This is a genomic window from Pseudomonas sp. 29 (assembly GCF_002754355.1).
Classification (GTDB): Bacteria; Pseudomonadota; Gammaproteobacteria; order Pseudomonadales; family Pseudomonadaceae; genus Aquipseudomonas; species Aquipseudomonas neuropathica.
The window spans coordinates 2,220,359-2,243,249 of record NZ_PEEY01000001.1; the positions used below are offsets into that span (position 1 = coordinate 2,220,359).

At 60.2% G+C, this 22,891-nt stretch carries 20 protein-coding genes; 8 read left to right on the forward strand and 12 right to left on the reverse strand.

Annotation, left to right across the window (positions count from 1 at the left end; genetic code table 11):
- Window positions 1-59: 59 nt before the first annotated feature.
- From CLU80_RS10420 to CLU80_RS10460, 9 genes are all read right to left on the reverse strand, one after another.
- Complete coding sequence (locus CLU80_RS10420) at window positions 60-878, reverse strand: phosphoglycolate phosphatase (protein WP_034155098.1); 819 nt, start codon at window positions 876-878, stop codon at window positions 60-62.
- Entirely contained in the window at window positions 875-1,549 is a 675-nt protein-coding gene (gene rpe, locus CLU80_RS10425; protein ID WP_007918813.1) for a ribulose-phosphate 3-epimerase, read from the reverse strand. The genes CLU80_RS10420 and rpe overlap by 4 nt, the downstream gene beginning before the upstream one ends.
- Before the next feature lie 114 nt (window positions 1,550-1,663).
- On the reverse strand, window positions 1,664-2,812 hold the full coding sequence (locus CLU80_RS10430) for an iron-containing alcohol dehydrogenase (protein ID WP_093441891.1): 1,149 nt from the start codon (window positions 2,810-2,812) through the stop codon (window positions 1,664-1,666).
- A gap of 499 nt (window positions 2,813-3,311) precedes the next feature.
- On the reverse strand, window positions 3,312-4,136 hold the full coding sequence (locus CLU80_RS10435; protein ID WP_099757319.1) for an ABC transporter permease: 825 nt from the start codon (window positions 4,134-4,136) through the stop codon (window positions 3,312-3,314).
- A 12-nt stretch (window positions 4,137-4,148) separates the two neighbouring features.
- The gene (locus CLU80_RS10440; RefSeq protein ID WP_093441896.1) at window positions 4,149-5,396 is read right to left on the reverse strand and encodes an ABC transporter permease; all 1,248 of its coding nucleotides are present in this window, start codon (window positions 5,394-5,396) and stop codon (window positions 4,149-4,151) included.
- A 181-nt stretch (window positions 5,397-5,577) separates the two neighbouring features.
- Window positions 5,578-6,621, reverse strand: coding sequence for an ABC transporter substrate-binding protein (locus CLU80_RS10445; protein ID WP_008085222.1), 1,044 nt, complete (start codon window positions 6,619-6,621; stop codon window positions 5,578-5,580).
- A gap of 48 nt (window positions 6,622-6,669) precedes the next feature.
- Entirely contained in the window at window positions 6,670-7,794 is a 1,125-nt protein-coding gene (locus CLU80_RS10450) for an ABC transporter ATP-binding protein (protein WP_016983608.1), read from the reverse strand.
- Window positions 7,795-8,141: 347 nt separating this feature from the next.
- Window positions 8,142-8,771 carry a response regulator gene (locus CLU80_RS10455; protein ID WP_093441901.1) on the reverse strand — a complete coding sequence of 210 codons (630 nt, stop codon included), beginning with the start codon at window positions 8,769-8,771 and terminating at the stop codon, window positions 8,142-8,144.
- 85 nt (window positions 8,772-8,856) lie between these two features.
- A complete protein-coding gene (locus CLU80_RS10460) occupies window positions 8,857-11,253 on the reverse strand; it encodes a PAS domain-containing sensor histidine kinase (protein ID WP_099757320.1) in 2,397 nt (798 codons plus the stop codon).
- Between the two features lie 73 nt (window positions 11,254-11,326).
- Between CLU80_RS10460 and CLU80_RS10465 the strand changes: the two genes are divergently transcribed.
- Window positions 11,327-12,310: an alpha/beta hydrolase family protein gene (locus tag CLU80_RS10465; protein ID WP_099757321.1), complete on the forward strand. Its 984-nt coding sequence runs from the start codon at window positions 11,327-11,329 to the stop codon at window positions 12,308-12,310.
- 126 nt (window positions 12,311-12,436) lie between these two features.
- On the opposite strand, the gene CLU80_RS10470 is transcribed toward CLU80_RS10465, so the two are convergent.
- Genes CLU80_RS10470 through CLU80_RS10480 form a run of 3 tightly spaced genes read right to left on the reverse strand, consistent with a single transcriptional unit; the run spans window position 12,437 to window position 14,893 of the window.
- Window positions 12,437-13,204: a TerB family tellurite resistance protein gene (locus CLU80_RS10470; protein WP_093441918.1), complete on the reverse strand. Its 768-nt coding sequence runs from the start codon at window positions 13,202-13,204 to the stop codon at window positions 12,437-12,439.
- Between the two features lies 1 nt (window position 13,205).
- Window positions 13,206-13,877, reverse strand: coding sequence for an N-acetylmuramate alpha-1-phosphate uridylyltransferase MurU (gene murU, locus CLU80_RS10475; protein WP_099757322.1), 672 nt, complete (start codon window positions 13,875-13,877; stop codon window positions 13,206-13,208).
- Complete coding sequence (locus CLU80_RS10480) at window positions 13,874-14,893, reverse strand: aminoglycoside phosphotransferase family protein (RefSeq protein ID WP_099757323.1); 1,020 nt, start codon at window positions 14,891-14,893, stop codon at window positions 13,874-13,876. Before CLU80_RS10480 ends, murU begins: the two co-directional genes overlap by 4 nt.
- 130 nt (window positions 14,894-15,023) lie before the next feature.
- Here CLU80_RS10480 and CLU80_RS10485 point away from each other — a divergent pair, with 130 nt between their 5' ends.
- The 7 genes from CLU80_RS10485 (at window position 15,024) to glpE (ending at window position 22,676) form a co-directional block, all read left to right on the forward strand.
- A complete protein-coding gene (locus CLU80_RS10485; RefSeq protein ID WP_099757324.1) occupies window positions 15,024-17,840 on the forward strand; it encodes an LPS-assembly protein LptD in 2,817 nt (938 codons plus the stop codon).
- Entirely contained in the window at window positions 17,821-19,137 is a 1,317-nt protein-coding gene (surA, locus tag CLU80_RS10490) for a peptidylprolyl isomerase SurA (protein WP_147307367.1), read from the forward strand. Before CLU80_RS10485 ends, surA begins: the two co-directional genes overlap by 20 nt.
- Entirely contained in the window at window positions 19,134-20,123 is a 990-nt protein-coding gene (pdxA, locus tag CLU80_RS10495) for a 4-hydroxythreonine-4-phosphate dehydrogenase PdxA (protein WP_099757325.1), read from the forward strand. The genes surA and pdxA overlap by 4 nt, the downstream gene beginning before the upstream one ends.
- Window positions 20,120-20,938 (forward strand): 16S rRNA (adenine(1518)-N(6)/adenine(1519)-N(6))-dimethyltransferase RsmA, encoded by an 819-nt coding sequence (gene rsmA, locus CLU80_RS10500; RefSeq protein WP_038363334.1) that lies wholly within the window; start codon window positions 20,120-20,122, stop codon window positions 20,936-20,938. The genes pdxA and rsmA overlap by 4 nt, the downstream gene beginning before the upstream one ends.
- Window positions 20,939-21,051: 113 nt before the next feature.
- Window positions 21,052-21,432 (forward strand): Co2+/Mg2+ efflux facilitator ApaG/CorD, encoded by a 381-nt coding sequence (gene apaG, locus CLU80_RS10505; protein ID WP_099757326.1) that lies wholly within the window; start codon window positions 21,052-21,054, stop codon window positions 21,430-21,432.
- Complete coding sequence (locus tag CLU80_RS10510) at window positions 21,432-22,313, forward strand: symmetrical bis(5'-nucleosyl)-tetraphosphatase (protein WP_093441948.1); 882 nt, start codon at window positions 21,432-21,434, stop codon at window positions 22,311-22,313. The genes apaG and CLU80_RS10510 overlap by 1 nt, the downstream gene beginning before the upstream one ends.
- A 33-nt stretch (window positions 22,314-22,346) precedes the next feature.
- Entirely contained in the window at window positions 22,347-22,676 is a 330-nt protein-coding gene (gene glpE, locus CLU80_RS10515; protein WP_016983139.1) for a thiosulfate sulfurtransferase GlpE, read from the forward strand.
- The last annotated feature ends 215 nt before the right edge of the window (window positions 22,677-22,891 follow it).

Below are 22,891 nucleotides of genomic sequence, written 5' to 3' on the forward strand. Positions count from 1 at the left end.
GGTGTGAGGGGCAAATCAGTCAGGTATGCAAACGCGCCGGCAGGCCGGCCAGGAACAAGTCAGGCGCGCCAACGCCAGCGGGCCAGGGCCTTGATGACTTTCATCCAGAGTTTGCGAGTGACCACCACGATGGCGTTTCCAGAATGGGATTGAGCAGCGTCGGGCAACGTTATCTCAGCGGCCGAACCGAGGCAACCGGGAATTAGCTTGCGCAGATCGTCGATCACCAGCGCCGGGGATTCCTCGGCGATCGGCCTGCCGTGGTTGTAGCCATAACTCAGCGCCACGCATTTGACCCCCGCCGCTTTCGCCGCCAGCACGTCGCTGCGCGAGTCGCCGACGAACAACGATTGCGAGGCCGGGATGTTGGCCATTTTCATCACGAAAAACAGCGCGGCCGGATCAGGCTTTTTCTGCGGCAGGGTATCGCCACCGATGATCCACTTGAAGTAGCGACCGATCTTCATCTGATCCAGCAGCGGCGCCACGAAGCGCTCCGGTTTGTTGGTAATCAGCGCCATGGCCACGCCTTGCTTGTGCAGCCACTTGAGAGTGTCGCGCACGCCGGGATAGACCACGGTCAGCTCATGGCTGGCGCCGTAGGCGTCCATGAATACTTCCAGCGCGTGCTCGGCTTCGACGTCATCCACCGCCGAATGATCGATACCACCGGCCAACGCACGGCGCACCAGTACTGGCGCGCCGTTGCCCACCCACTCGCGCACCGAATCGATGCCCGCCGGTTGCCGGCCGAGAGAGAGCAGCATGGTGTCCACGGCGGCTGCCAGGTCCGGAACCGAGTCGATCAGTGTGCCATCCAGATCGAACATCACCAGCCGTGGCAGTTTCCCCGGGAACAGCTGCTCAAACCCGCTCATGGGCGAGCCAGCGCCAGTTCGGAACGCATCTTGTCGATGACTTCCTGATAGTTCGGCGCATTGAAGATTGCCGAGCCGGCAACAAAGGTGTCAGCGCCAGCAGCGGCGATTTCGCGGATGTTGTTGACGTTGACGCCGCCATCGATTTCCAGGCGGATGTCACGGCCCGAGGCATCGATGATCGCCCGCGCTTCGCGCAGTTTATCGAGGGTGCCAGGAATGAACTTCTGCCCGCCGAAGCCCGGGTTGACGCTCATCAGCAAGACCATGTCGACCTTGTCGATCACATACTTGAGCACGTCCAGTGGGGTCGCCGGGTTGAACACCAGACCGGATTTGCAGCCACCTTCACGGATCAGCTGCAGCGAGCGATCGACGTGCAGCGTGGCTTCCGGGTGGAAGGTGATGTAGGTGGCGCCAGCTTCGATGAAGTCGCCGACAATGCGATCCACCGGGCTGACCATCAGGTGCGCGTCGATCGGCGCGGTAACGCCGTACTTGCGCAATGCCGCGCAGACCATCGGACCGATGGTCAGGTTTGGCACGTAGTGGTTGTCCATGACGTCGAAGTGGACGAAGTCGGCGCCAGCGGCGAGAACGTTGTCTACTTCCTCGCCGAGGCGGGCGAAGTCGGCGGAGAGAATCGACGGAGCAATTACGAAGGGCTGCATGACGCACCTTTTCTGAGCTAAATCACGATGGCGCGCATTGTATACCTCAAGTTTCCAAGCGCGCACCGTGACCGCGATGATTGGGTTATGCCATGACGGATGACCGGCGCTGACTCAATACGCCGCGCGGTAGATCTTCTCGATATCGACAGCACTGAGTTTGCGCGGGTTATTGCGCATCAGCCGCTCAATGCCCGCGGCTTCCACGGCCATCGCCGGGATCGCCTCTTCCGGCACGCCGAAACTACGCAGCCCGGCCGGGATTTCCACGGCCGCGCACAGATCGGTCATCGCCTGCACGGCTTTGTCCGCCGCCTCGGCTGCACTCAGATGAGCAGTCTTCACCCCCATGGCTTCGGCAATATCCTGCATGCGTTCGACGCAGGCCATCTTGTTCCAGGTCATGACATACGGCAGCAGCAAGGCATTGCTCACGCCATGGGCGATATTGAAACGCCCGCCCAGTGGATACGCCAGCGCATGCACCGCGCCAACCCCGGCATTGCCGAACGCCATGCCGGCCATCAGGCTGGCGGTGGCCATGTCTTCGCGAGCCTGCAGGTTGGCGCCGTTGGCATAGGCCTTGGGCAACGCTTTGGCGATCAGCTTGATGGCGCCGATGGCCAGCGAATCGGTGATCGGCGAGGCATTCACCGACAGATAGGATTCGATGGCGTGCACCAACGCGTCGACACCACTGGCGGCGGTGACACTGCGTGGGCAGGTCAGGGTCATTTGCGGGCTGACCAGCGCCACGTCCGGTAACAGAAAGTCGCTGACGATGCCTTTCTTCAACTGCGCGACTTTGTCCGAGAGAATCGCCACATTGGTCACTTCAGAGCCAGTGCCGGCGGTGGTCGGGATGGCAATCAGCGGTGGGCCTTTGCGTGGCACCTGATCGACGCCGAACAGATCTTCCAGCGCGCCGTGGTAACCGGCGTAGGCGGCGACGCTTTTGGCGATGTCGATGGCACTGCCGCCACCGAGGCCGATCAAGCCGTCATGCCCGCCCTCGCGGTAAACGCGCATGCAGTCTTCGACGATGGCGATTTCCGGATCGGGCAGCACGCGGTCGAAAATCTCGTAGTCGCGCCCACCGAGTTGCACCAGCGCCAGCTCGACGGTGCCGGATTTGACCAGCGCGGCGTCGGTGACGATCAGTGGATTGTCGATGTCCAGGCGCGTGAGCTCAGCGGCCAGTTGTTCGATGGCGGCGGCGCCGGTGATCAGTTTGTGAGCGATTTTGAACTGGGACAGACTCATCGTGCGCAGCCTCTTATAGATGTGGGAGCTGGGCACAAGATTAGCTGGGGATTTGGGGTTGTCTGCTATTCAGGTGGTGAATGGTTGATCGGTTAGAAGATCAAGAGCCCCTCACCCTAGCCCTCTCCCGGAGGGAGAGGGGACTGACCGAGGTGGATGGGAGAGGTACACCGACGTGCGATACCGAGTCGAACTCGAGTTTTGAAAAGCACAACGATCTGCTCCCCTTCCCCCCGAAGGTAAAAAGACTGACCGAGGTGCATGGAGGAGATACACCGACTTGAGATACCGAGTCGTTCTCGGGTTTTGAAAAGCACAACGATCTGCTCCCTTCTCCCCAGAAGGTAAAAAAGACTGACCGAGGTGCATGGAGGAGATACACCGACATGCGATACCGAGTCGAACTCGGGTTTTGAAAAGCACAACGATCTGCTCCCTTTCCCCCTCGCCCCCCTGGGGGAGAGGGCTGGGGTGAGGGGGTAAGCTTTTGATCTGGCCCTTAAACCTGAGCCGTACGCAGTTTTTCGCTACGCCCGCGCAGCCATTCCAAGGTCAGCAGCAAAATGACGGAGAAGGCGATCAGCAACGTGGCAGCAGCGGCAATCGTCGGACTGAGGTTCTCGCGAATCCCGCTGAACATCTGCCGTGGCAACGTCGCCTGCTCAGGCCCGGCAAGAAACAACGTCACCACCACCTCATCAAACGAAGTCGCAAACGCAAACAACGCCCCGGAAATCACCCCCGGCGCAATCAGCGGCAAGGTCACCCGGCGGAACGCCGTCAGTGGCGATGCACCGAGACTCGCCGCCGCCCGCACCAGGTTGTGGTTAAACCCCTGCAATGTCGCCGACACGGTGATGATCACAAACGGCACACCCAACACCGCATGCACCACAATCAGCGAGAAAAAGCTGTTGCCCAAACCCAACGGCGCGAAGAACATATAACTCGCCACGCCGATGATCACCACCGGCACCACCATCGGCGAAATCACCAGCGCCATCACCAGCGCTTTGCCGGGGAAGTCACCGCGAGTCAGACCAATCGCCGCCAGCGTACCGAATATCATCGCCAGCACCGTCGCCGCTGGGGCAACAATGATGCTGTTCTTCAGTGCCCGCATCCATTCCGCCGAGGCGAAGAAGTCGTGGTACCACTGCAGCGAGAAACCCTGCAGCGGATAGACCAGAAAACTCCCCGAGTTGAATGACAGCGGAATAATCACCAGCACCGGCAGAATCAGGAACAACAGAATCAGGCCGCAGAGGATCCGCAGGCTGTAGAACCACACCCGTTCAATGGGCGACATGTAAGGACTCAGCATTTCGAATTCCCCTTAGCTCAGGCGCAGGCGACTGGCGCCGACCAGCCAGCTGTAAATCAGATAAAGCACCACGGTCGCCAGCAGCAACAGCCCGCCCAGCGCGGTGGCCATGCCCCAGTTGATGCTGGTGTTGGTGTAGAAAGCGACGAAGTAGCTGACCATTTGATCGTTCGGGCTGCCGAGCAGCGCCGGGGTGATGTAGTAGCCGATAGCGAGGATGAACACCAACAGGCAACCGGCGCCAACACCGGCGTAGGTCTGCGGGAAGTACACCCGCCAGAAACTGGCGAACGGGTGGCAGCCGAGGGAAATCGCCGCGCGCATGTAGGTCGGCGAGATGCCTTTCATAACGCTGTAGATCGGCAGGATCATGAACGGCAGCAGAATGTGCACCATCGAGATGTACACGCCGGTGCGGTTGAACACCAGTTCCAGCGGTTTATCGATGATGCCCATGGCCATCAGCCCACTGTTGATCAGACCGCCCGATTGCAGCAATACGATCCACGCGGCGACGCGCACCAGAATCGAGGTCCAGAACGGCAACAGCACCAGAATCATCAGCAGGTTGCTTTGCCGCGATGGCAGGTTCGCCAACAGATAAGCCAGCGGATAAGCCAGCAGCAGGCAGATCACGGTGATGACCAGGCCCATCCAGAAGGTGCGGGCGAAGATGTCGAGGTAGATCGCCTGATCCGGAGTGGCCGGGGCGATTTCGCCGAGGTCGTCGATGCGATGATCGACCGCAGCCAGCAAGTAGTAAGGCGTGATGCTGCTGGTGTTGCGTTTGACCGCTTGCCAGTAGGCCGGGTCGCCCCAACGCTCGTCGAGGCCTTCCAGTGCTTCTTTATAGGAGGCCGGTTCGCTGGCGAAGGGCAGCGCCCGGGCGGTTTTGGTCAACAGGCTGCGATAGCCGGCCAACTCCATGTTCAAGCGCTTGGACAGATCGCCCAGCGTCTGGTTTTTGCGCGCTTCGGCGAGGTCTTCGCCGGCAGCCTTGTAGACCGGTTCAGCGGGCAGGCCACGGCCGTCCCAACTGGCGATGGCCGCCACGGTGCGCGGCATGCCGCCGACCACTTCGGGGTTGCCGACGCTTTTGTAGAGCAGCGCCACGATCGGCACCAGAAACACCAGCAACAGAAACAGCACCAGCGGCGCAATCAGCGCTTGAGCCTTCCAGCGGTTGACCCGCTCGGCGCGCTTGAGCTTCTGCTTCAAGGTGGGGCTGGTGCCCTCGTTCAGGGGAACGGCGATAGCCATGACGTACTCCGCAAATCTTTGATCGTTACAGAGGTGGTGAACCACCTCGATCGATTGATGCACACAGATCCAAATGTGGGAGCGAGCTTGCTCGCGAAGGCGGCGCATCAGTCGACATCAATGTTCAATGTACTGGCGCTTTCGCGAGCAAGCTCGCTCCCACAGGAGAGCGAGCCCTCGGTTATTTCGCAGCCCAGGAGTTGAAGCGCTGCTCCAGTTGCTCGCCGTTGTCAGCCCAGAAGCTGACGTCGATCTGCACCTGGTTGGCGATGTTTTCCGGGGTGGTCGGCATGTCTTTCAGAACATCCTTGGCCAGCAGCGGTACGGCTTGGGTATTGGCCGGGCCGTAGGCGATGTTTTCCGAGTAGGTTTTCTGCTGCTGCGGCTGCACCGAGTAAGCGATGAATTTCTTCGCCGCTTCGGCGCGCTTGGCGTCCAGACCTTTCGGGATGGCCCAGGCGTCGAAGTCGTAGATGCCGCCGTTCCACACCACTTTCAGGTTGGATTCCTTCTGCACGGCAGCGATGCGACCGTTGTAGGCCGAGCTCATCACTACGTCACCGGAAGCGAGGTATTGCGGCGGTTGCGCGCCGGCTTCCCACCACTGAATGCTTGGCTTCAGCTCATCAAGCTTCTTGAACGCACGATCCTGGCCACCCTTGCTCGCCAGCTCTTTGTAGACGTCTTTCGGCGCCACACCGTCGGCCATCAGCGCGAATTCGAGGGTGTACTTGGCGCCTTTGCGCAGGCCACGCTTGCCCGGGAATTTCTTGGTGTCCCAGAAATCCGCCCAACTGGTCGGCGCGGTTTTCAGCTTGTCGGCGTTGTAAGCCAGTACGGTCGACCACACGAAGAAGCCCACGCCGCACGGCTGAATCGCGCCTTTGACGTAGTCTTCAGTCTTGCCGAACAGTGCCGGGTCGAGTTGTTCGAACATGTCTTCGTCGCAGCCACGGGACAGCTCTGGCGATTCAACTTCCACCAGATCCCACGACACGCTCTTGGTGTCGACCATGGCTTTGACCTTGGCCATTTCGCCGTTGTATTCGCCGGCGACGATCTTGCCGTTGCCCGCCGCTTCCCACGGTGCATAGAAGGCTTTGACTTGCGCCGCCTTGTTCGCCCCGCCAAACGACACCACGGTCAAATCCGGGCCGGCGGCCATCGCGCTGGCCGCACCCATCAGGCCCAGGGTCAGGGCGGTGAACTTCAGGGATCTCAACATTTATTGTTCTCTCCACGTGCAGGGTTGGTGTTGGTATTGCCGGGGCGATCAGTTCGCCTCTAAAAGCGGATCAAGCGCGCGTACGTGCTCGACCTGCCAGCCAAGCGGTACCACGTCACCGACGGCGAGCGCAGGATCGAGCTCGGCAATCGGTTGTTTCACGAAGAAGTCGGTCTTGCCGCAGACTTCCAGGCGCACCCGGACGTGGTCGCCCAGATAGATGAATTCCGCCACCCTCCCTGAGAAGCGGTTAACGCATTGATCGCTCGAACCGTTGAGGCTGACGCGCTCCGGACGGATCGACAGGGTCACCGGTTCGCCGGTCTGGCCGACGTTGACCGCCAGCGCCTCGACCTTTTCGCCACGGCCCAACTCGACCACGCAACGCTCACCGGTCTGGCTGAGCAGGCGGCCGTTGAGGCGGTTGTTCTCGCCGATGAAGTTGGCGACGAAGGTGTTTTTTGGCTCTTCGTAAAGGGTGCGGGGCGGGGCGATCTGCTGGATTTCGCCTTGATGGAATACCGCCACGCGGTCGGACATGGTCAGCGCTTCACCCTGATCGTGGGTCACATAGACCACGGTCACACCGAGGCGCTGGTGCAGGTGTTTGATTTCCATCTGCATGTGTTCACGCAGTTGCTTGTCGAGGGCGCCAAGAGGCTCGTCCATCAGCACCAGTTGCGGTTCGAACACCAGCGCACGGGCCAACGCCACACGCTGTTGCTGACCGCCGGACAGTTGCGCCGGATAACGCGAGGCGAACGCGTCGAGCTGAACCATGCTGAGGACTTTTTTCACGCGGTCGCTGACGTCGCTTTTGTTCAGGCCACGGACGGTCAGTGGAAACGCGAGGTTTTCCGCCACGGTCATGTGCGGGAACAGCGCGTAGTTCTGGAACACCATGCCGATGTCGCGCTTGTGCGGCGGCACGTTGTTGATCGAGCGCCCGGCCAGCAGAATTTCGCCGGCGGTCGGTGTTTCGAAGCCAGCGAGCATCATCAGGCTAGTGGTCTTGCCGGAACCGGATGGCCCTAGCAGGGTGAGAAATTCGCCTTTGCGGATGTCCAGGTTGAGGTCTTTGACGATCAGGTTCTCGCCGTCGTAGCTCTTCTGCACTCCACGAAAGCTGACCAGCACATCACTGGCCCCTGCGTTTGTATCGACCTGGCTCATACCCACACCTTTGTTGTTGATGACTGCTTGTGGGTTAAGCCTAGTGGCTGCTGACAGGCGCGCAAATCGGGGCGCAGGAGAGAATCGCCTCAGCCGGATGGAAGGTTGGGGGTAGGGATTGCCCTACAAGGATGGCGCTAATGGATAAGGCAGTGGCGAGGGTTGAGTTGCAGGCTGCAAGAACAAGCAAAAGCGCCTGTCGTTAATGGATATGCGCACATCGAGAGCTGAACAAAGAACCCTGTGGGAGCGAGCTTGCTCGCGAATGCGGTGGGTCATTCAACTCATTCTGTGACTGATACACCGCATTCGCGAGCAGGCTCGCTCCCACAGGGGAACAGTGCTGATCAGAGGAGTTTGTGTTCCATCGCGTACTTGACCAGTTCGGCCAGCGAGGTGATGTTGAGTTTCTGCATCAAACGCGCCTTGTGGGTGCTGATGGTTTTGCTGCTCAGCGCCAGTTGCTGGGCGATGTCATTGACGTTGGCGCCTTGGGCCAAGCGTTCGAACACCGAGAACTCGCGTTCGGACAACAAAGAATGCAGCGGCCGCGCATCGGTCAGGCCGACTTCGAAGACCATGCGATCCGCCAGATCCGGATCAATGTAACGCCCACCGGCCGCGACCTTGCGAATGGCGGTGAGCAACAACGCCGGATCACTGTCCTTGGTCGCATACCCGGCCGCGCCCACCTTCAGCGCGCGTGCGGCCATTTGCGCTTCGTCGTGCATCGACAGCACCAGAATCGCTGGCGGATTGTTCAGAGCACGGATGCGCGGGATCGCTTCGAGGCCATTGACCCCGGGCATGGAGATGTCGAGCAGCACCACTTCGCACGGCACATTGCGCAGGGTTTCGAGCAGTTGCTCACCATTGCTCGCCTCGCCCACCACTTGCAGATCCTTGGCCAGGCCAATCAATTGCTTGATGCCTTCGCGGACAATGGTGTGGTCTTCGGCTACCAGTACACGGATCAAATCTTTTCTCCAGATTTCAGGTACACACCAATCCCTGTGGGAGCGAGCCTGCTCGCGATAGCGTCAGCCCAAACACCACAAATTTTCAAACCTCACTCACCGGCACCCGCACCACCAGACTGGTGCCCTCCCCCGGCTCACTCTCCAGCGTCAACCTCCCGCCCATGATCAGCACCCGTTCGCGCATGCCCACCAGACCAAACGAAGTCGGCCGACCGCCAGCGGGGGCAAATCCTACGCCATCATCGGCGACCGTCAGACACAATTCGTCGCCTTCCAGCGCCAGCGTCAGTTCCACAGTATGCGCCTGGGCATGGCGCATCACATTGGTCAGCGCCTCCTGCAGGATCCGGAACAGGCCAATCGCCTTGGCATCACTGAGCGCCGGCAGATTGTCCGGCACCTGCACCAGGCATGGAATCTGCGTACGCGCCTCGAACCGCCGCGCCTGCCACTCGATTGCCGACGCAATCCCGGCATCGAGAATCGGTGGTCGCAGCGCCGTCGCCACATCACGCACCAATTGAAATAACTGGGCGATCAGGCGCTTCATGCTGTTCAACCGTTCGTTCAGACCGGGATCGAGTTGCGCGTAGGCCAGTTCGCACATCGATGTTTCCAGTTTCAGCACCGTCAACATCTGCCCCAATTCATCGTGAACCTCGCGGGCAATTCGCGCCTTCTCTTCTTCACGCACGCTTTCAAGGTGCGCCGACAGTTCGCGCAGTTGCTCGCGGGAGGCCGCCAGTTCCAGCTCGATACGCTTGCTCTCGCTGATGTCCCAGACGATGCCGTCCCACACGTACGCGCCGTCCTCCAGTTGGCGAGTGATCGCTTTGATCTCGGCCCAGCGCTGCTCGCCCTGACGCGTGAGGATCCGGCCTTGCCATGACCAGTCACTGTCGGTGTCCAGCGCCTGATCCTGAGTGCGGTGATAACTCGCCTTATCTTCGGGATGCACCAGGCTGCGCAGGCCCATGTCGCGATGGGCAATGGTGGCCGGGGCATAACCGACCAGACTTTCGCTGCCCTCGCTGATGTAGGCAAAGTCGATCTGCCCGGTCACTGGCGCCCGCTCCAGACGGAACACCAGCCCCGGCACATTCGCCGCAATGCCTTGCAGACGCGCCTCGCTTTCCTGCAACGCCGCCAGTGCACGGCGGCGCTCGGTGACATCCGTGAGGTAAACCACCAGGTATTCGCTGTCGCGAAAGCGCAGGAAACTCAGCGACACGTCCGCAGGCAAAACACTGCCATCGGCGCGCACGCAACTGGTTTCGAAACTCAGCGGCCCTTCTTCGCTGGCCCGCGCGCGCTTCCACAGATTGAGCCAGCGATCCATGTGCAGTCCCGGCTCGAAGTCGATCAGGGGACGCTCGATCAATCCGCCTGAGGGGTAACCGAGCATGTTTTCCGCCGCACGATTGGCGTAGCGCACATGGCTGTCCCAATTAACCCAGAGGATGCCGACGGTGCTTTGATCGATGGAGAACTGCGTCAACCGCAGCGCTTCTTCGCTGGCCGCGCGCAAGGCGATGTCTTCCCGGGCGGCCAGCAATCGCTGCTCAAGGCTGTGCTGTTGGCGGCGCTGCCAGAGCACGATCGCGACACAACTGAGCAGGATCACCGCAAACAACAGACTGAGGTTCTGCCAGAAGCCGGGCGACTCCGACAGTCGCGGGTATTTCGGTTGCAGCCATTGGTTGTGCAGTTGCTCCAGATCTTTGGCCGGGATCGCGCGCAAAGCACTTTGCACAATGCCGGCCAGCTCCGGCCAATCGCGGCGCGAGCCGACTCGCAGCAGTTGCGGCAGGCCGATATCGCCCACCACCACCAGTTCGGCGAACTCCGGCTCTACCGACAACCGCCCGAGTTGTGCCTCGTCGACCACGGCGTAGGCGGCCTGCTGCGTCAACAGCAACTGCAAGGCTTGACGCTCTAGCGGCACGCCTTGCAGGTTCAGGTGTGGATAGTTGCTGCGCAGATAGTCCGCGGTGCTGCTGGGCATGCGCACGGCGACGCGGACCTGGCTGTCGAGTTTCTCCAGATCGACCACGCCACTGGCCTTCTGCTCACTGACCACCAGTTGCGGCACGCGCATGTAGGGATCGGAAAACTGCCACAGACGCAACGCACTCGGGGTTTGACTCAGGCCCGGAGCGATATCGATCTCGCCCTCGCGCACGGCGGTTTCCAGTTGTGCGAGATCCTGAAAGTTACGCCAGCTCAGTTCGACATTGAGCGTCTTGGCCAACAACTTCATCAGTTCGACGTTAGCCCCGGACAGCCGCTGCAAACGCCGGTCGTATTGCGCATACGGTGCTTGCAGGACCAGACCGACGCGCAGTTCATTGTGCTGCGCCAGCCATTGCTGCTGGCCCGCCGACAATTGCGCAACGTGGGCCGGGGGCGCAGGCGCCGCCCAGCCCATCAAGGGAAACCACAAACAGCCGATAACCCACAGGCAGCAAAATCGCTTCATTGAAGTCTCATACACTGACAAATTCTGACCAACCCATTAGGCTGCCGGGATACTTTCTGGCCTGGAATAACCGATGCCCTCTGTTTACCGCCTGGCAATGCCAGCATTGTGCCTGTCGCTGATCCTGCCCTGTGCGTTTTCCGTCAACGCCGCCGACCCCACTCCTGCGGCGGAAAAACCGGCAGAAGAAAAACCGGCCGAACGCCAGCCACTGCTAGAGCGTAGTCAGGAAGAGGCCGCCGCACTGGAACGTAAAGTCCCGGCGCAAGAACAGCAACAATTGCAGGCCGGCAGCGACAGCTTCCTCGCCCTGTGGAAACCGGCCAACACCGCCGAGCCCAAAGGCGCGGTGATCATCATCCCTGGCGCCGGCGAAACCGCTGACTGGCCGCAGGCAATCGGCCCATTGCGGCGCAAACTGCCGGATGCACAATGGAGCAGCCTGAGTATCACCCTGCCCGACCTGCAAAGCGACGCCATCGCACCGCGCGTGGTTGAAGCGCCGGTTGCGCCGAAAGCACCGGAGTCGGGTAGCAAGGACTCCACCACCGCGCAGCCAATTGAACAAGCCGCTGGCGGTGAAGCCGAAGTGGCGGATCAAGTGGTCGCCGAAACCACTGAAGAACAATCCAAGGCTGACGCCGAACGCATCTTCGCGCGCATCGACGCCGCGATTGCCTACGCCGAACAGCAGAGCGCACGCAGCATTGTCGTGCTCGGACACGGCACTGGTGCCTATTGGGCCGCGCGATACCTGAGCGAGAAACAAACGGCGCAGGTAGAGAAATTCGTCATGGTCGATGCACAGATGCCAGCCAAGGCCAAACCGCCACTGGCCGAGCTGACGCCAACCCTGAAGCTGCCGACCGCAGATATTTTCTACATGGACAAGCCGCTGGATCGCAACGCCGCGCTGGAGCGCATGCAGGCGAGCAAGCGCTTGAAGACTTCGGCGTTCAGCCAAGTGGCGCTCAGAGCCTTGCCAGACAACAAGGCTGAGCAGGAACAGTTGTTCCGCCGGGTGCGTGGCTGGCTGAATCCGCAGAACATGGACTGACCGAATAAGACCGAGTCGCCCGCATTCGCGAGCAAGCTCGCTCCCACAATGGATTGTGTACACAGATCCAATGTGGGAGCGAGCTTGCTCGCGAAGGGGCCATCACCGCCAACACAGCTCTAACGACTAACGAAAATCCCGCCGCTCACGAATCAACGTATAAGCATTGTGCAGCTCCCGGGTTCTATCAGTCGCCTCACGCACCTGCGCTGGCGTCGCCCCCGTTCCGGCAATCTTGTCCGGATGATGACGACTGAGCAGGCGCCGATAGGCCCGTTTGATCTGCGCCGGTTCACTGGACGCCGACACGCCCAATAAACGCATCGCCTCCTGATAGCTCACTGCAGCACTGACGATCGGACGCTTGCCCGGTTCGTAATCACTGGCCAGCGCCTGCACCTGATGCGTTGTCCAGCCCAGCCATTTGCCCCACTGCGCCAACAATTCACGCTCGCTGACGCCGGCACGACCATCGGCCCAGACCATCCGCCAGCACGCACGCAAGACACCCTCGGCCGCATGGGGCTGCGCGCTCAAGCGCCGCAGATAACCGCGCAGATTGTCATTTTCAGACTTGCCACGGTTGAATGCCGCAATGGCGCGGCGCGTTGCCGGCTCACTCATCTCCAGCGCACGCATCTCGTTGCGCGCCTGCTGGATATGCCCGTCGGTAACCCGACCATCACTCTTGGCCAGACGCCCGAGCAACACAAACAACAGTTCGTCGTTGCGCAGCATCGGCCGACCGCCGAGTTTTTCCCGCAAGTGTCCCCAGCTCTGCAAGTGCAGACGCCGATCCAGCGCCTGCCCCAACAATGCCCCAAGCATGGCCCCCGGAATGCTGGCGATTGCAAAACCCGCTCCGGCTCCAATCAGAGTCCCTGGCCACAACATGTCAGCGACTCGCTTCTATCAATGTTTCAGCTTCAGCCAGACGCTCATGCGTACCGACATCGACCCAGTGCCCTTTCAGGCGTTCGCCACTCACTTCGCCAGCCGCCATGGCTTTGCGCAGCAGCGGTGCCAGCTTGAACGCGCCGTCGGTGCAGCCATCGAACAGTTGCGGATGCAGCACAGCGATGCCGCTGTAGGTCAGGGTTGCAGCATCAGGCTGGCCATCGATCACCTGGCCGTCGGTCAACGTGAAATCACCGTTCGGGTGATGCGTCGGGTTGTCCGCAAGGACCAGATGCGCGAGTCCGTTGATCGGCTGGTGCAGGACGCTGAAGTCATAATCGGTCCAGATATCACCGTTGACCACCAGGAACGCATCATCGCCAAGCATCGGCAGCGCCCGGAAAATCCCGCCGCCGGTTTCCAGTGGCTCGCCTTCGGGCGAGTACTGAATGCTCACACCAAATCGCGAACCGTCACCCAGATAATCCTCGATCTGCTGACCGAGCCAGGCGTGGTTGATCACGATCTCGTTGAATCCTGCGGCCGCGAGGGCGCGCAGGTGATATTCGATCAAGGGAACACCGCCGGCACGCACCAGTGGTTTCGGCGTGGCCAGGGTCAGCGGACGCATCCGCTCGCCTTTGCCTGCCGCCAGAATCATTGCCTTCATGCTGTTGCTCCACCCCGCAGGCTGGTGAACAGCGCTTGCAGTTCGGCCAATTCAGGACGACGCGCAATCACCGCTTCTATATAGGAGAAGAAACGTGGCACGTCGGCCAGGTAACGCGGCTTGCCATCACGATGACAAATGCGCGCGAAGATGCCGATAACTTTCAAATGACGCTGCACGCCCATCAGATCGCTGGCGCGCAGGAAGTCTTCGAAGTCCGGCTGCACTGGAATGTTCAACGCCAAAGCTTGCTGCCAGTAATTTTCCAGCCAGCCGCGCACGCGCTCTTCGGGCCAGCTGAGGAAGGCGTCCTTGAACAGGCAGGTCACGTCGTAGGTCACCGGGCCATAAACCGCATCCTGGAAATCCAGCACGCCGGGATTCGGTTCGCTGAGCATCAGGTTGCGTGGCATGTAGTCGCGGTGTACCAGCACTTTGGGTTGAGCAAGTGCGCTGTCGATCAGCAGATCACTAACCTGCTGCCACTGCTGTTGCTGAGTCGAATCAAATTCGACACCGAGTTCACGCGTCACATACCACTCGGGGAACAGTTCCAGCTCACGGCGCAGCAAGGCAACGTCGTAGCTCGGCAACGGTGCAACCATCGGCAACTGCTGAAAAGCCAGCAACGCTTGCAGGGCATCGGCGAACAATGCGTCGGCATTTTCGCCATCGATCACGTCGAGATAGGTCTGGTTGCCCAGGTCATTGAGCAAAAGAAATCCGCGCTCGAGGTCCTCGGCATAAATTTTCGGCACATTTATTCCGGATTTCGCCAGCAAAAAAGCGATATCCACGAACGGTTTGCAGTTTTCCTGGGGCGGCGGTGCGTCCATCACGACGAAGCTGCGCCCCTCGCCTTCCCAGCGGAAGTAACGGCGGAAACTCGCGTCGCTGCTGGCCGCAGTCAACGTGGCCGGGGGCACGGTGCCCCAGCCCTGATCTGCAAACAGGATTGCCAACTGCTCATCGAGCCAAACTTTCAGGTGTTGCAAGCGTACATCTTGGTCAGGCATTGCAAGGGTCTCCGACGGCGCTAGCCGTCAAGCGGGTCATGCTTTATTATCCAGCATCTTTTTCAGACCATCGAGAGGCGTGCGGCCCACACCGCGGGCAGATGGCACGCAGGAAGCCCGGACTAATAAGATGGCATTGAAATCCCCCGCGTTTCGTAAAAAATTTCCGTTGTTGGTAACCGGCAGTCTGCTGGCTATGCAACCTCTGGCCAGTCAATTCGTTGTTGCCGCCGAGCAGTATGACTGCTCCGTCTCGGCTTCGGGTGGTTGGGCCTGTGCGCCCAAATCAACCGCTGCTGCGTTGCCGCCGCGTCCGGTGCATGACGGCAGTGCCGTCAGCGCTACCGGCGAAGCGGCGACCGAGAACGGTTCGGCTGCCGACACAGCGCCTAAAACGGCGCTGGTCACCGAAGCCAAGGGCCGCGGTTTGAAATCCCGTAGCGAAGACTTCAGTCACCTCGACTGGGTTCCGCGCGAGAAGCTCACCGCCGCTCAATTGGCCGAGACCGGGCCTTACTGCTCTGGTGCCTACATCGAACCGGTTCGTCCTGGCATGAATGACAAGACGAACAAAAGCGATGCTCCGACCTTTATCGGCGCAAAAGCCTCGCGCTATAACACCGATGATCAAGTCGGTACGCTGGCCGGTGATGTTGTCCTGCGTCAGGGCAGCATGCAGGTCGAATCCGACGAGGCCAGCCTGTATCAGGCCGAGAGCCGCGCCGAACTCAATGGCGATGTACGTATCCGCGACAACGGCGCGCTGATCGTCGGCGACCACGCCGATGTGCAGCTCGACACCGGTGAAGCCAAGGTCGACAACGCCGAATACGTGATGCACAAATCGCGCATCCGCGGTAACGCGCTGTACGCCAAGCGTGCCGAAAACGCGATCATCCGCCTGAAGGACGGCACGTACACCACGTGCGAACCGAACAGCAACGCCTGGCAGCTCAAGGGCAACAACATCACCTTGAACCCGGCCACCGGTTTCGGTACCGCGACCAACGTGACGCTGCGCGTTAAAGACATTCCGATTCTGTACACGCCGTACATCTACTTCCCGATCGACGACCGTCGCCAGTCGGGCTTCCTGCCGCCGACCATTGGCAGCGGCAGCGATACCGGCTTCATGCTGGTCACCCCGTACTACTTCAACCTGGCGCCGAACTACGACGCCACGTTGTACCCGCGCTACATGAGCAAGCGTGGCATGTTGGTGGAAGGTGAGTTCCGTTACCTGACCAAGTCGAGTGAAGGTCAGTTTGGTGCGGCGTATCTGAACGATGACGATACCGAGCGCAGCAAGCAGACCGACTACGAAAAAACCCGCTACATGTACAACTGGCAGCACAAGGGCGGTCTCGACTCTCGTGTGCTCACCGAAGTCGACTACACCAAGATCAGCGATCCGTATTATTTCCAGGATCTGCAGACCGATCAGATTGGTGTGAAATCCAGCGACTTCGTGAACCAGCAGGGCGCGGTTACTTATCGTGGCGACAGCTATACCGCTCGCTTGAATGCTCAGCAGTACCAATTGGCTACCGTTTCGAACATCACACCGTATGGTCGTCTGCCGCAGATCACCTTCAATGGTCAGCTGCCGTATCACCCGGAAGGTCTGAACTTCGACTACGAGACCGAGCTTGTCCGGTTTGATCGTGATCTGAAAACCGGCACTTTCACTCAGGAAGACGGTATTACGACTGAGTCTAGACTGGACAACAACGTTCAAGGCCTTGCACGCGCTAACGGCGACCGTCTGAACCTGAAGCCTGGTGTCAGTCTGCCAATGAACTGGACTTATGGCTTCCTGAAGCCGTCGCTCAAGTACCAGTACACCCAGTATCAATTGGATCTGGACGGTACCGGCAAATCCCAAATCGTTGATCAGCAAAATGCCGCAGCTGCGGCAGGTACTGATTACGTAGGCGGCAAGTTCGGCAGTAACCAGAACCGTGGCGTACCAATTGCCAGCATCGACAGCGGTCTGTACTTCGACCGCAATACGTCTTTCTTCGGCAAGAACTACCGTCAGACACTGGAACCGCGACTGTTCTACCTCTATGTACCTGAGGAGAATCAGGAAGATATTCCAGTATTCGACACCAGCGAATACACCTTCAACTACGCCTCGCTATTCCGCGACAACCGTTTCTCCGGCTCCGACCGTGTCGGCGACGAGAACAAGCTGTCGCTGGGCGTGACCAGCCGCTGGATCGAAGACGACGGTTTCGAACGTCAACGCATCAGTGTCGGCCAGGCTCTGTACTTCAAGGATCGCGAAGTTCAACTGCCAGGTATCGACGCCAAAACCCGTGACGATGCGAAGTCCAACGTTTCGCCATATGCACTGGAATACGAATACCGCTGGAACCGCGACTGGCGCACCACGGCCGACTACAACTGGGATCCGGACAGCCGCAGCCCACGTTCCGGCAGCGCGATGTTCCACTACCAGCCTGAAGACAACCCGAACAAGGTTATCAACGCCGGCTATCGCTATCGCAATGACCAGGTTCGTTACGACCAGAACACCGGTAAATGGTCGGTGGGCGGTGGTGACTACGGCACCCCTGGCCAGCCTGGCTACGTGAAGGACTACTACAAGATCCAGCAGCATGACTTCTCGGTCATCTGGCCGATCGTTCCACAGTGGAACGCGATCAGCCGCTGGCAGTATGACTACAACCGTAACCGTACCCTGGAAGCCTTCGGTGGTTTCGAGTACGACAACTGCTGCTGGAAACTGCGCCTGATCAACCGTTACTGGGTTTCCTATGACGAGTTCAGCCAGGAAGCTCCGCAAAACGAAAAAGGCGACCATGGCGTCTTCCTCCAAATTGTTCTGAAGGGACTCGGCGGCCTCACTGGCGCCAAGGTAGAGAGCTTCCTCGACAAAGGCATTCAAGGTTATCGTGAACGTGAAGACCAAGCTTTCTGATTGTCTGCGCCCGCTGATGCTGGGCGCGCTGTTCCTGGGTACTGCGGCGAACGCCGCAGTTCAATCCATCGACAAAGTGGTAGCGATCGTCGACAACGATGTGGTCATGCAGAGCCAACTGGACCAGCGCGTCCACGAAGTGCAGCAGACCATCGCCAAGCGTGGTGGCGGCCTGCCGCCTCCTGGCGTACTGGATCAACAGGTGCTTGAGCGCCTGATCGTCGAAAACCTGCAACTGCAGATCGGCGAACGCTCCGGCATCCGCATCACCGATGAAGAACTGAACCAGGCGGTCGGCACCATTGCCCAGCGCAATAACATGTCGGTTGAGCAGTTCCGTGCTGCTCTGGCTCGCGACGGCCTGTCCTACGACGACGCCCGTGACCAGATCAAACGCGAAATGGTCATCAGCCGCGTACGTCAACGCCGCGTGGCAGAACGCATTCAGGTCTCCGAGCAGGAAGTGAAGAACTTCCTCGCCTCCGACCTGGGCAAGATGCAACTGTCCGAAGAGCTGCACCTGGCCAACATCCTGATCCCGACGCCGGAAAGCGCCAACTCTGAAGCGATTCAGAACGCTGCCCGTCAGGCCATGGAGGTTTACCAGCAACTCAAGCAAGGCGCTGACTTCGGCCAGATGGCCGTTGCCAAGTCCGGCAGCGACAACGCACTGGAAGGCGGCGACATGGGCTGGCGTAAAGCAGCGCAACTGCCTCCGCCGTTCGACCGCGAGTTGAGCAGCATGGCTGTTGGCGACATCACGCAACCTGCACGCACGCCGGGTGGTTTCATCATCCTCAAGCTGCTGGCAAAACGTGGTGGCGAAGCGCAGATGCGCGACGAAGTGCATGTACGTCACATTCTGGTTAAGCCGAGCCCGATTCGCGATGAAGCGAAGACCAAGGCACTGGTTCAATCCTTGTACGAGCGCATTCTGGCCGGTGAAGATTTTGCCACTCTGGCGAAAAGCTATTCCGAAGACCCGGGTTCGGCGCTCAACGGCGGCGACCTGAACTGGATCGACCCGAACGCACTGGTACCGGAGTTCCGCGAAGTGATGGCCAAGACCCCACAAGGTCAGCTGTCCAAGCCATTCCAGACTCAATATGGCTGGCACGTTCTGGAAGTCCTTGGCCGTCGCGCCACTGACAGCACTGAACAGGCCCGCGAGCAGCAAGCCATGACCGTACTGCGTAACCGCAAATACGACGAAGAGCTGCAAACCTGGCTGCGTCAGATCCGTGACGAAGCGTACGTAGAGATCAAACTCCCTGGTGCAGACCAGGCAGCGCAGTGAAACCCAAGCGTTTCGCGCTGACACCCGGCGAACCAGCCGGCATCGGTCCCGACCTGTGCCTGCTGCTCGCCTCGCAAGCCCAGCCACATCCCCTGATTGCCATCACCAGCCGCGACCTGCTCTCCGAGCGGGCCGCGCAGTTGGGGCTGGCCGTCACTTTGCTGGATGTTGCGCCTAATCACTGGCCGGACGCTCCGGCGCCCGCCAACAGCCTGTATGTCTGGGATACGCCGCTCAGCGCCCCCGTGGTTGCCGGGCAACTGGACAAAGCCAACGCCGCATTCGTCCTCGAGACCTTGACCCGCGCCGGCAATGGCTGCCTGAACGGTGATTTCGCCGGAATGATCACCGCGCCTGTGCACAAAGGCGTGATCAACGAGTCCGGCATCGCCTTTTCCGGGCACACAGAATTCCTCGCCGACCTGACTCATACCGCCCAAGTGGTGATGATGCTCGCCACGCGTGGTTTGCGCGTGGCACTGGTCACCACTCACCTGCCCCTGCGCGAGATTGCCGACGCAATCACACCAGAACGGCTGGAGCGCGTGACGCGGATTCTGCACAGCGACCTGCAACACAAATTCGGCATCGCCCAGCCACGCATCCTGGTCTGCGGACTCAACCCGCACGCCGGTGAAGGCGGCCACCTGGGCCATGAAGAAATCGACATCATTGAACCGACATTAGAGCGCCTGCGCGGCGAGGGCATGGACCTTCGTGGCCCGCTGCCTGCCGACACTCTGTTTACCCCCAAATATCTGGAGCACTGCGACGCAGTGCTGGCGATGTACCACGACCAGGGTTTGCCTGTGCTTAAGTACAAAGGCTTCGGCGCTGCCGTCAACGTGACCCTGGGTCTGCCGATCATCCGCACGTCGGTCGATCACGGCACCGCCCTCGATCTGGCCGGCAGCGGCAAGATCGACACCGGCAGCCTGCAAGTCGCCCTGGAAACCGCCTACCAGATGGCCGAGACCCGTTTATGACCGAGCAATACCAACACAAGGCGCGCAAACGCTTTGGCCAGAACTTCCTGCACGATGCCGGCGTTATCGACCGCATCCTGCGCTCCATCAGCGCCAAGTCTGAAGACCGCCTGCTGGAAATCGGCCCGGGCCAGGGCGCACTGACCGCCGGCCTGCTGTCCTCCGGCGCACAACTCGACGTGGTGGAACTGGACAAGGATCTGATCCCGATCCTCAACCAGCAGTTTGCCGGCAAGAGCAACTTCAACCTGCATCAGGGCGATGCACTGAAGTTCGACTTCAACACGCTCAACGCCGCGCCAAACAGCCTGCGTGTGGTTGGCAACCTGCCGTACAACATCTCCACGCCGCTGATTTTTCACCTGCTGAACAATGCCGGCATCATTCGCGACATGCACTTCATGCTGCAGAAAGAAGTGGTCGAGCGTCTGGCCGCAGGCCCTGGCGGTGGTGACTGGGGTCGCCTGTCGATCATGGTTCAGTACCATTGCCGTGTGGAACACCTGTTCAACGTTGGCCCGGGCGCGTTCAACCCGCCGCCGAAGGTCGACTCGGCCATCGTCCGTCTGGTGCCGCACGCCGTACTGCCGCACCCGGCCAAGGATCACAAGCTGCTGGAGCGCGTGGTGCGCGAAGCGTTCAACCAACGCCGCAAGACCTTGCGCAACACTCTCAAGCAACTGCTCAGCAATGCCGAGATCGAAGCCGCCGGCGTCGATGGCAGCTTGCGTCCGGAGCAACTGGATCTGGCCGCGTTCGTACGTCTGGCCGACCAGCTCGCGGTACAAGTCCCGGCCTCCCCCGCCGCCGACTGATAAACGATGAACGCTATCGGGCAGGACGCCACTCTGGTTTACTGCCCGATACTTGCCTAGACTGAATCCCCATCAGCTACGCCCCGCGTTCCGCTTCGTTTAAGGCCTCTTGCATGTCCGATTCCCGTTACCAGGTCGATGTCAGCGTCGTCACCCGCTATCTGGCAGACCAATCGCAACCCGAGCACGACCGCTTCGCCTTCGCCTACACCATCACTGTGCAGAACAATGGCGCCATCCCGGCCAAGCTACTTTCGCGGCACTGGGTGATCACCGACGGTGATGGCCATGTAGAGGAGGTGCGCGGCGCTGGCGTGGTCGGCAAACAACCGCTGATCGAGGCCGGCGAAAGCCACACCTACAGCAGCGGTACAGTGATGACCACCAAGGTCGGCACCATGCAAGGCACTTACCAAATGGTTGCCGACGACGGCAAACATTTCGACGCCATCATCAAACCTTTCCGCCTGGCGGTGCCCGGAGCCCTGCACTGATGGCGACGTATGCCGTCGGCGACCTGCAAGGCTGCCTTGAGCCGCTCAAGTGCCTGCTCAAGCAAGTAGCGTTCGACCCAAAGCTTGATCGACTGTGGCTGGTCGGTGACCTGGTCAACCGTGGCCCGCAATCACTGGAAACCCTGCGTTTTCTGTATGGCATGCGTGAATCGCTGGTCTGCGTGCTCGGTAACCACGACCTGCATTTGCTGGCAGCGGCTAAAAATATCGAGCGTTTGAAAAAGTCCGACACCCTGCGCGAGATTCTCGATGCCCCAGACAGCGCGGAACTGCTGGAATGGGTACGCCAACAAAAGCTCATGCACTACGACGAGCAGCGCGATGTCGCCATGGTTCACGCCGGCATTCCACCGCAATGGTCGCTGAGCCGCGCACTGAAGTGCGCCGCCGAAGTCGAAACGGCCCTGCGAGACGACAACATGCTGCTCGCCTACCTCGACGGCATGTACGGCAACGATCCAGCGAAATGGGACAACGATCTCAAAGGCGTGACTCGTTTGCGCGTCATCACCAACTACTTCACGCGCATGCGCTTCTGCACCGCCGAAGGCAAACTCGACCTCAAGAGCAAGGAAGGCCTCGACACAGCACCCGCCGGATATAAACCGTGGTTTCAGCACAAGGATCGCAAGACCAAAGGCCTGCGCATCATCTTCGGCCACTGGGCGGCACTCGAAGGCAATATCCATGAGCCAGGTATCTCGGCGCTCGACACCGGTTGTGTCTGGGGCGGCAGCCTGACCCTGATGAATGTCGACAGCGGCGAACGGCTGTCGTGCAAATGCGACGAACACGGCGGACTCGCGCCAACTGTCGCACCACTTATCCCCGAAACTTCGCCAGTCAGCGCACCGCGTTAGACTGCGCTTTCAGCCGAGCAACAGGAACCCGCCATGAGCGAATTCAAACGAATCCCCCCGGAACAGGCCCAGGCCCTGCGTGAACAAGGTGCTGTCGTCGTCGACGTGCGCGACCCGGCGACTTTCGCCGCCCTGCACATCAGCGGCTCGAAGCATCTGGACAACCATTCCCTGCACGCTTTCATTCAAGGCGCTGACCTTGATGCGCCGACCGTCGTCGTCTGCTATCACGGCAACTCCAGCCAGGGTGCTGCGGCCTACCTGATCAGCCAAGGCTTCTCCGACGTCTACAGCATGGACGGCGGCTTCGAGCTGTGGCGTACGACTTATCCTGCGGAAACTGCGCAAGGCACCGCCGAATAATTTTTTTGTCACGCGCAGGCCCCGGCTGCCGTGGGCCCGCGCTGGCAGACGAACGGTCTTGCCACAACTAATTACGTATCTCGCCTTTACCTCCCGAATTCCCAACTATCCTTAAGCCCAGGCCATCCAAAACAGGGGAGAGCCGGTACACCGGCGCACGGGTCATCGGGAGTGACTTTCACGATTGTCGATCGTGAAAGTGTTCTGGGGGGTAA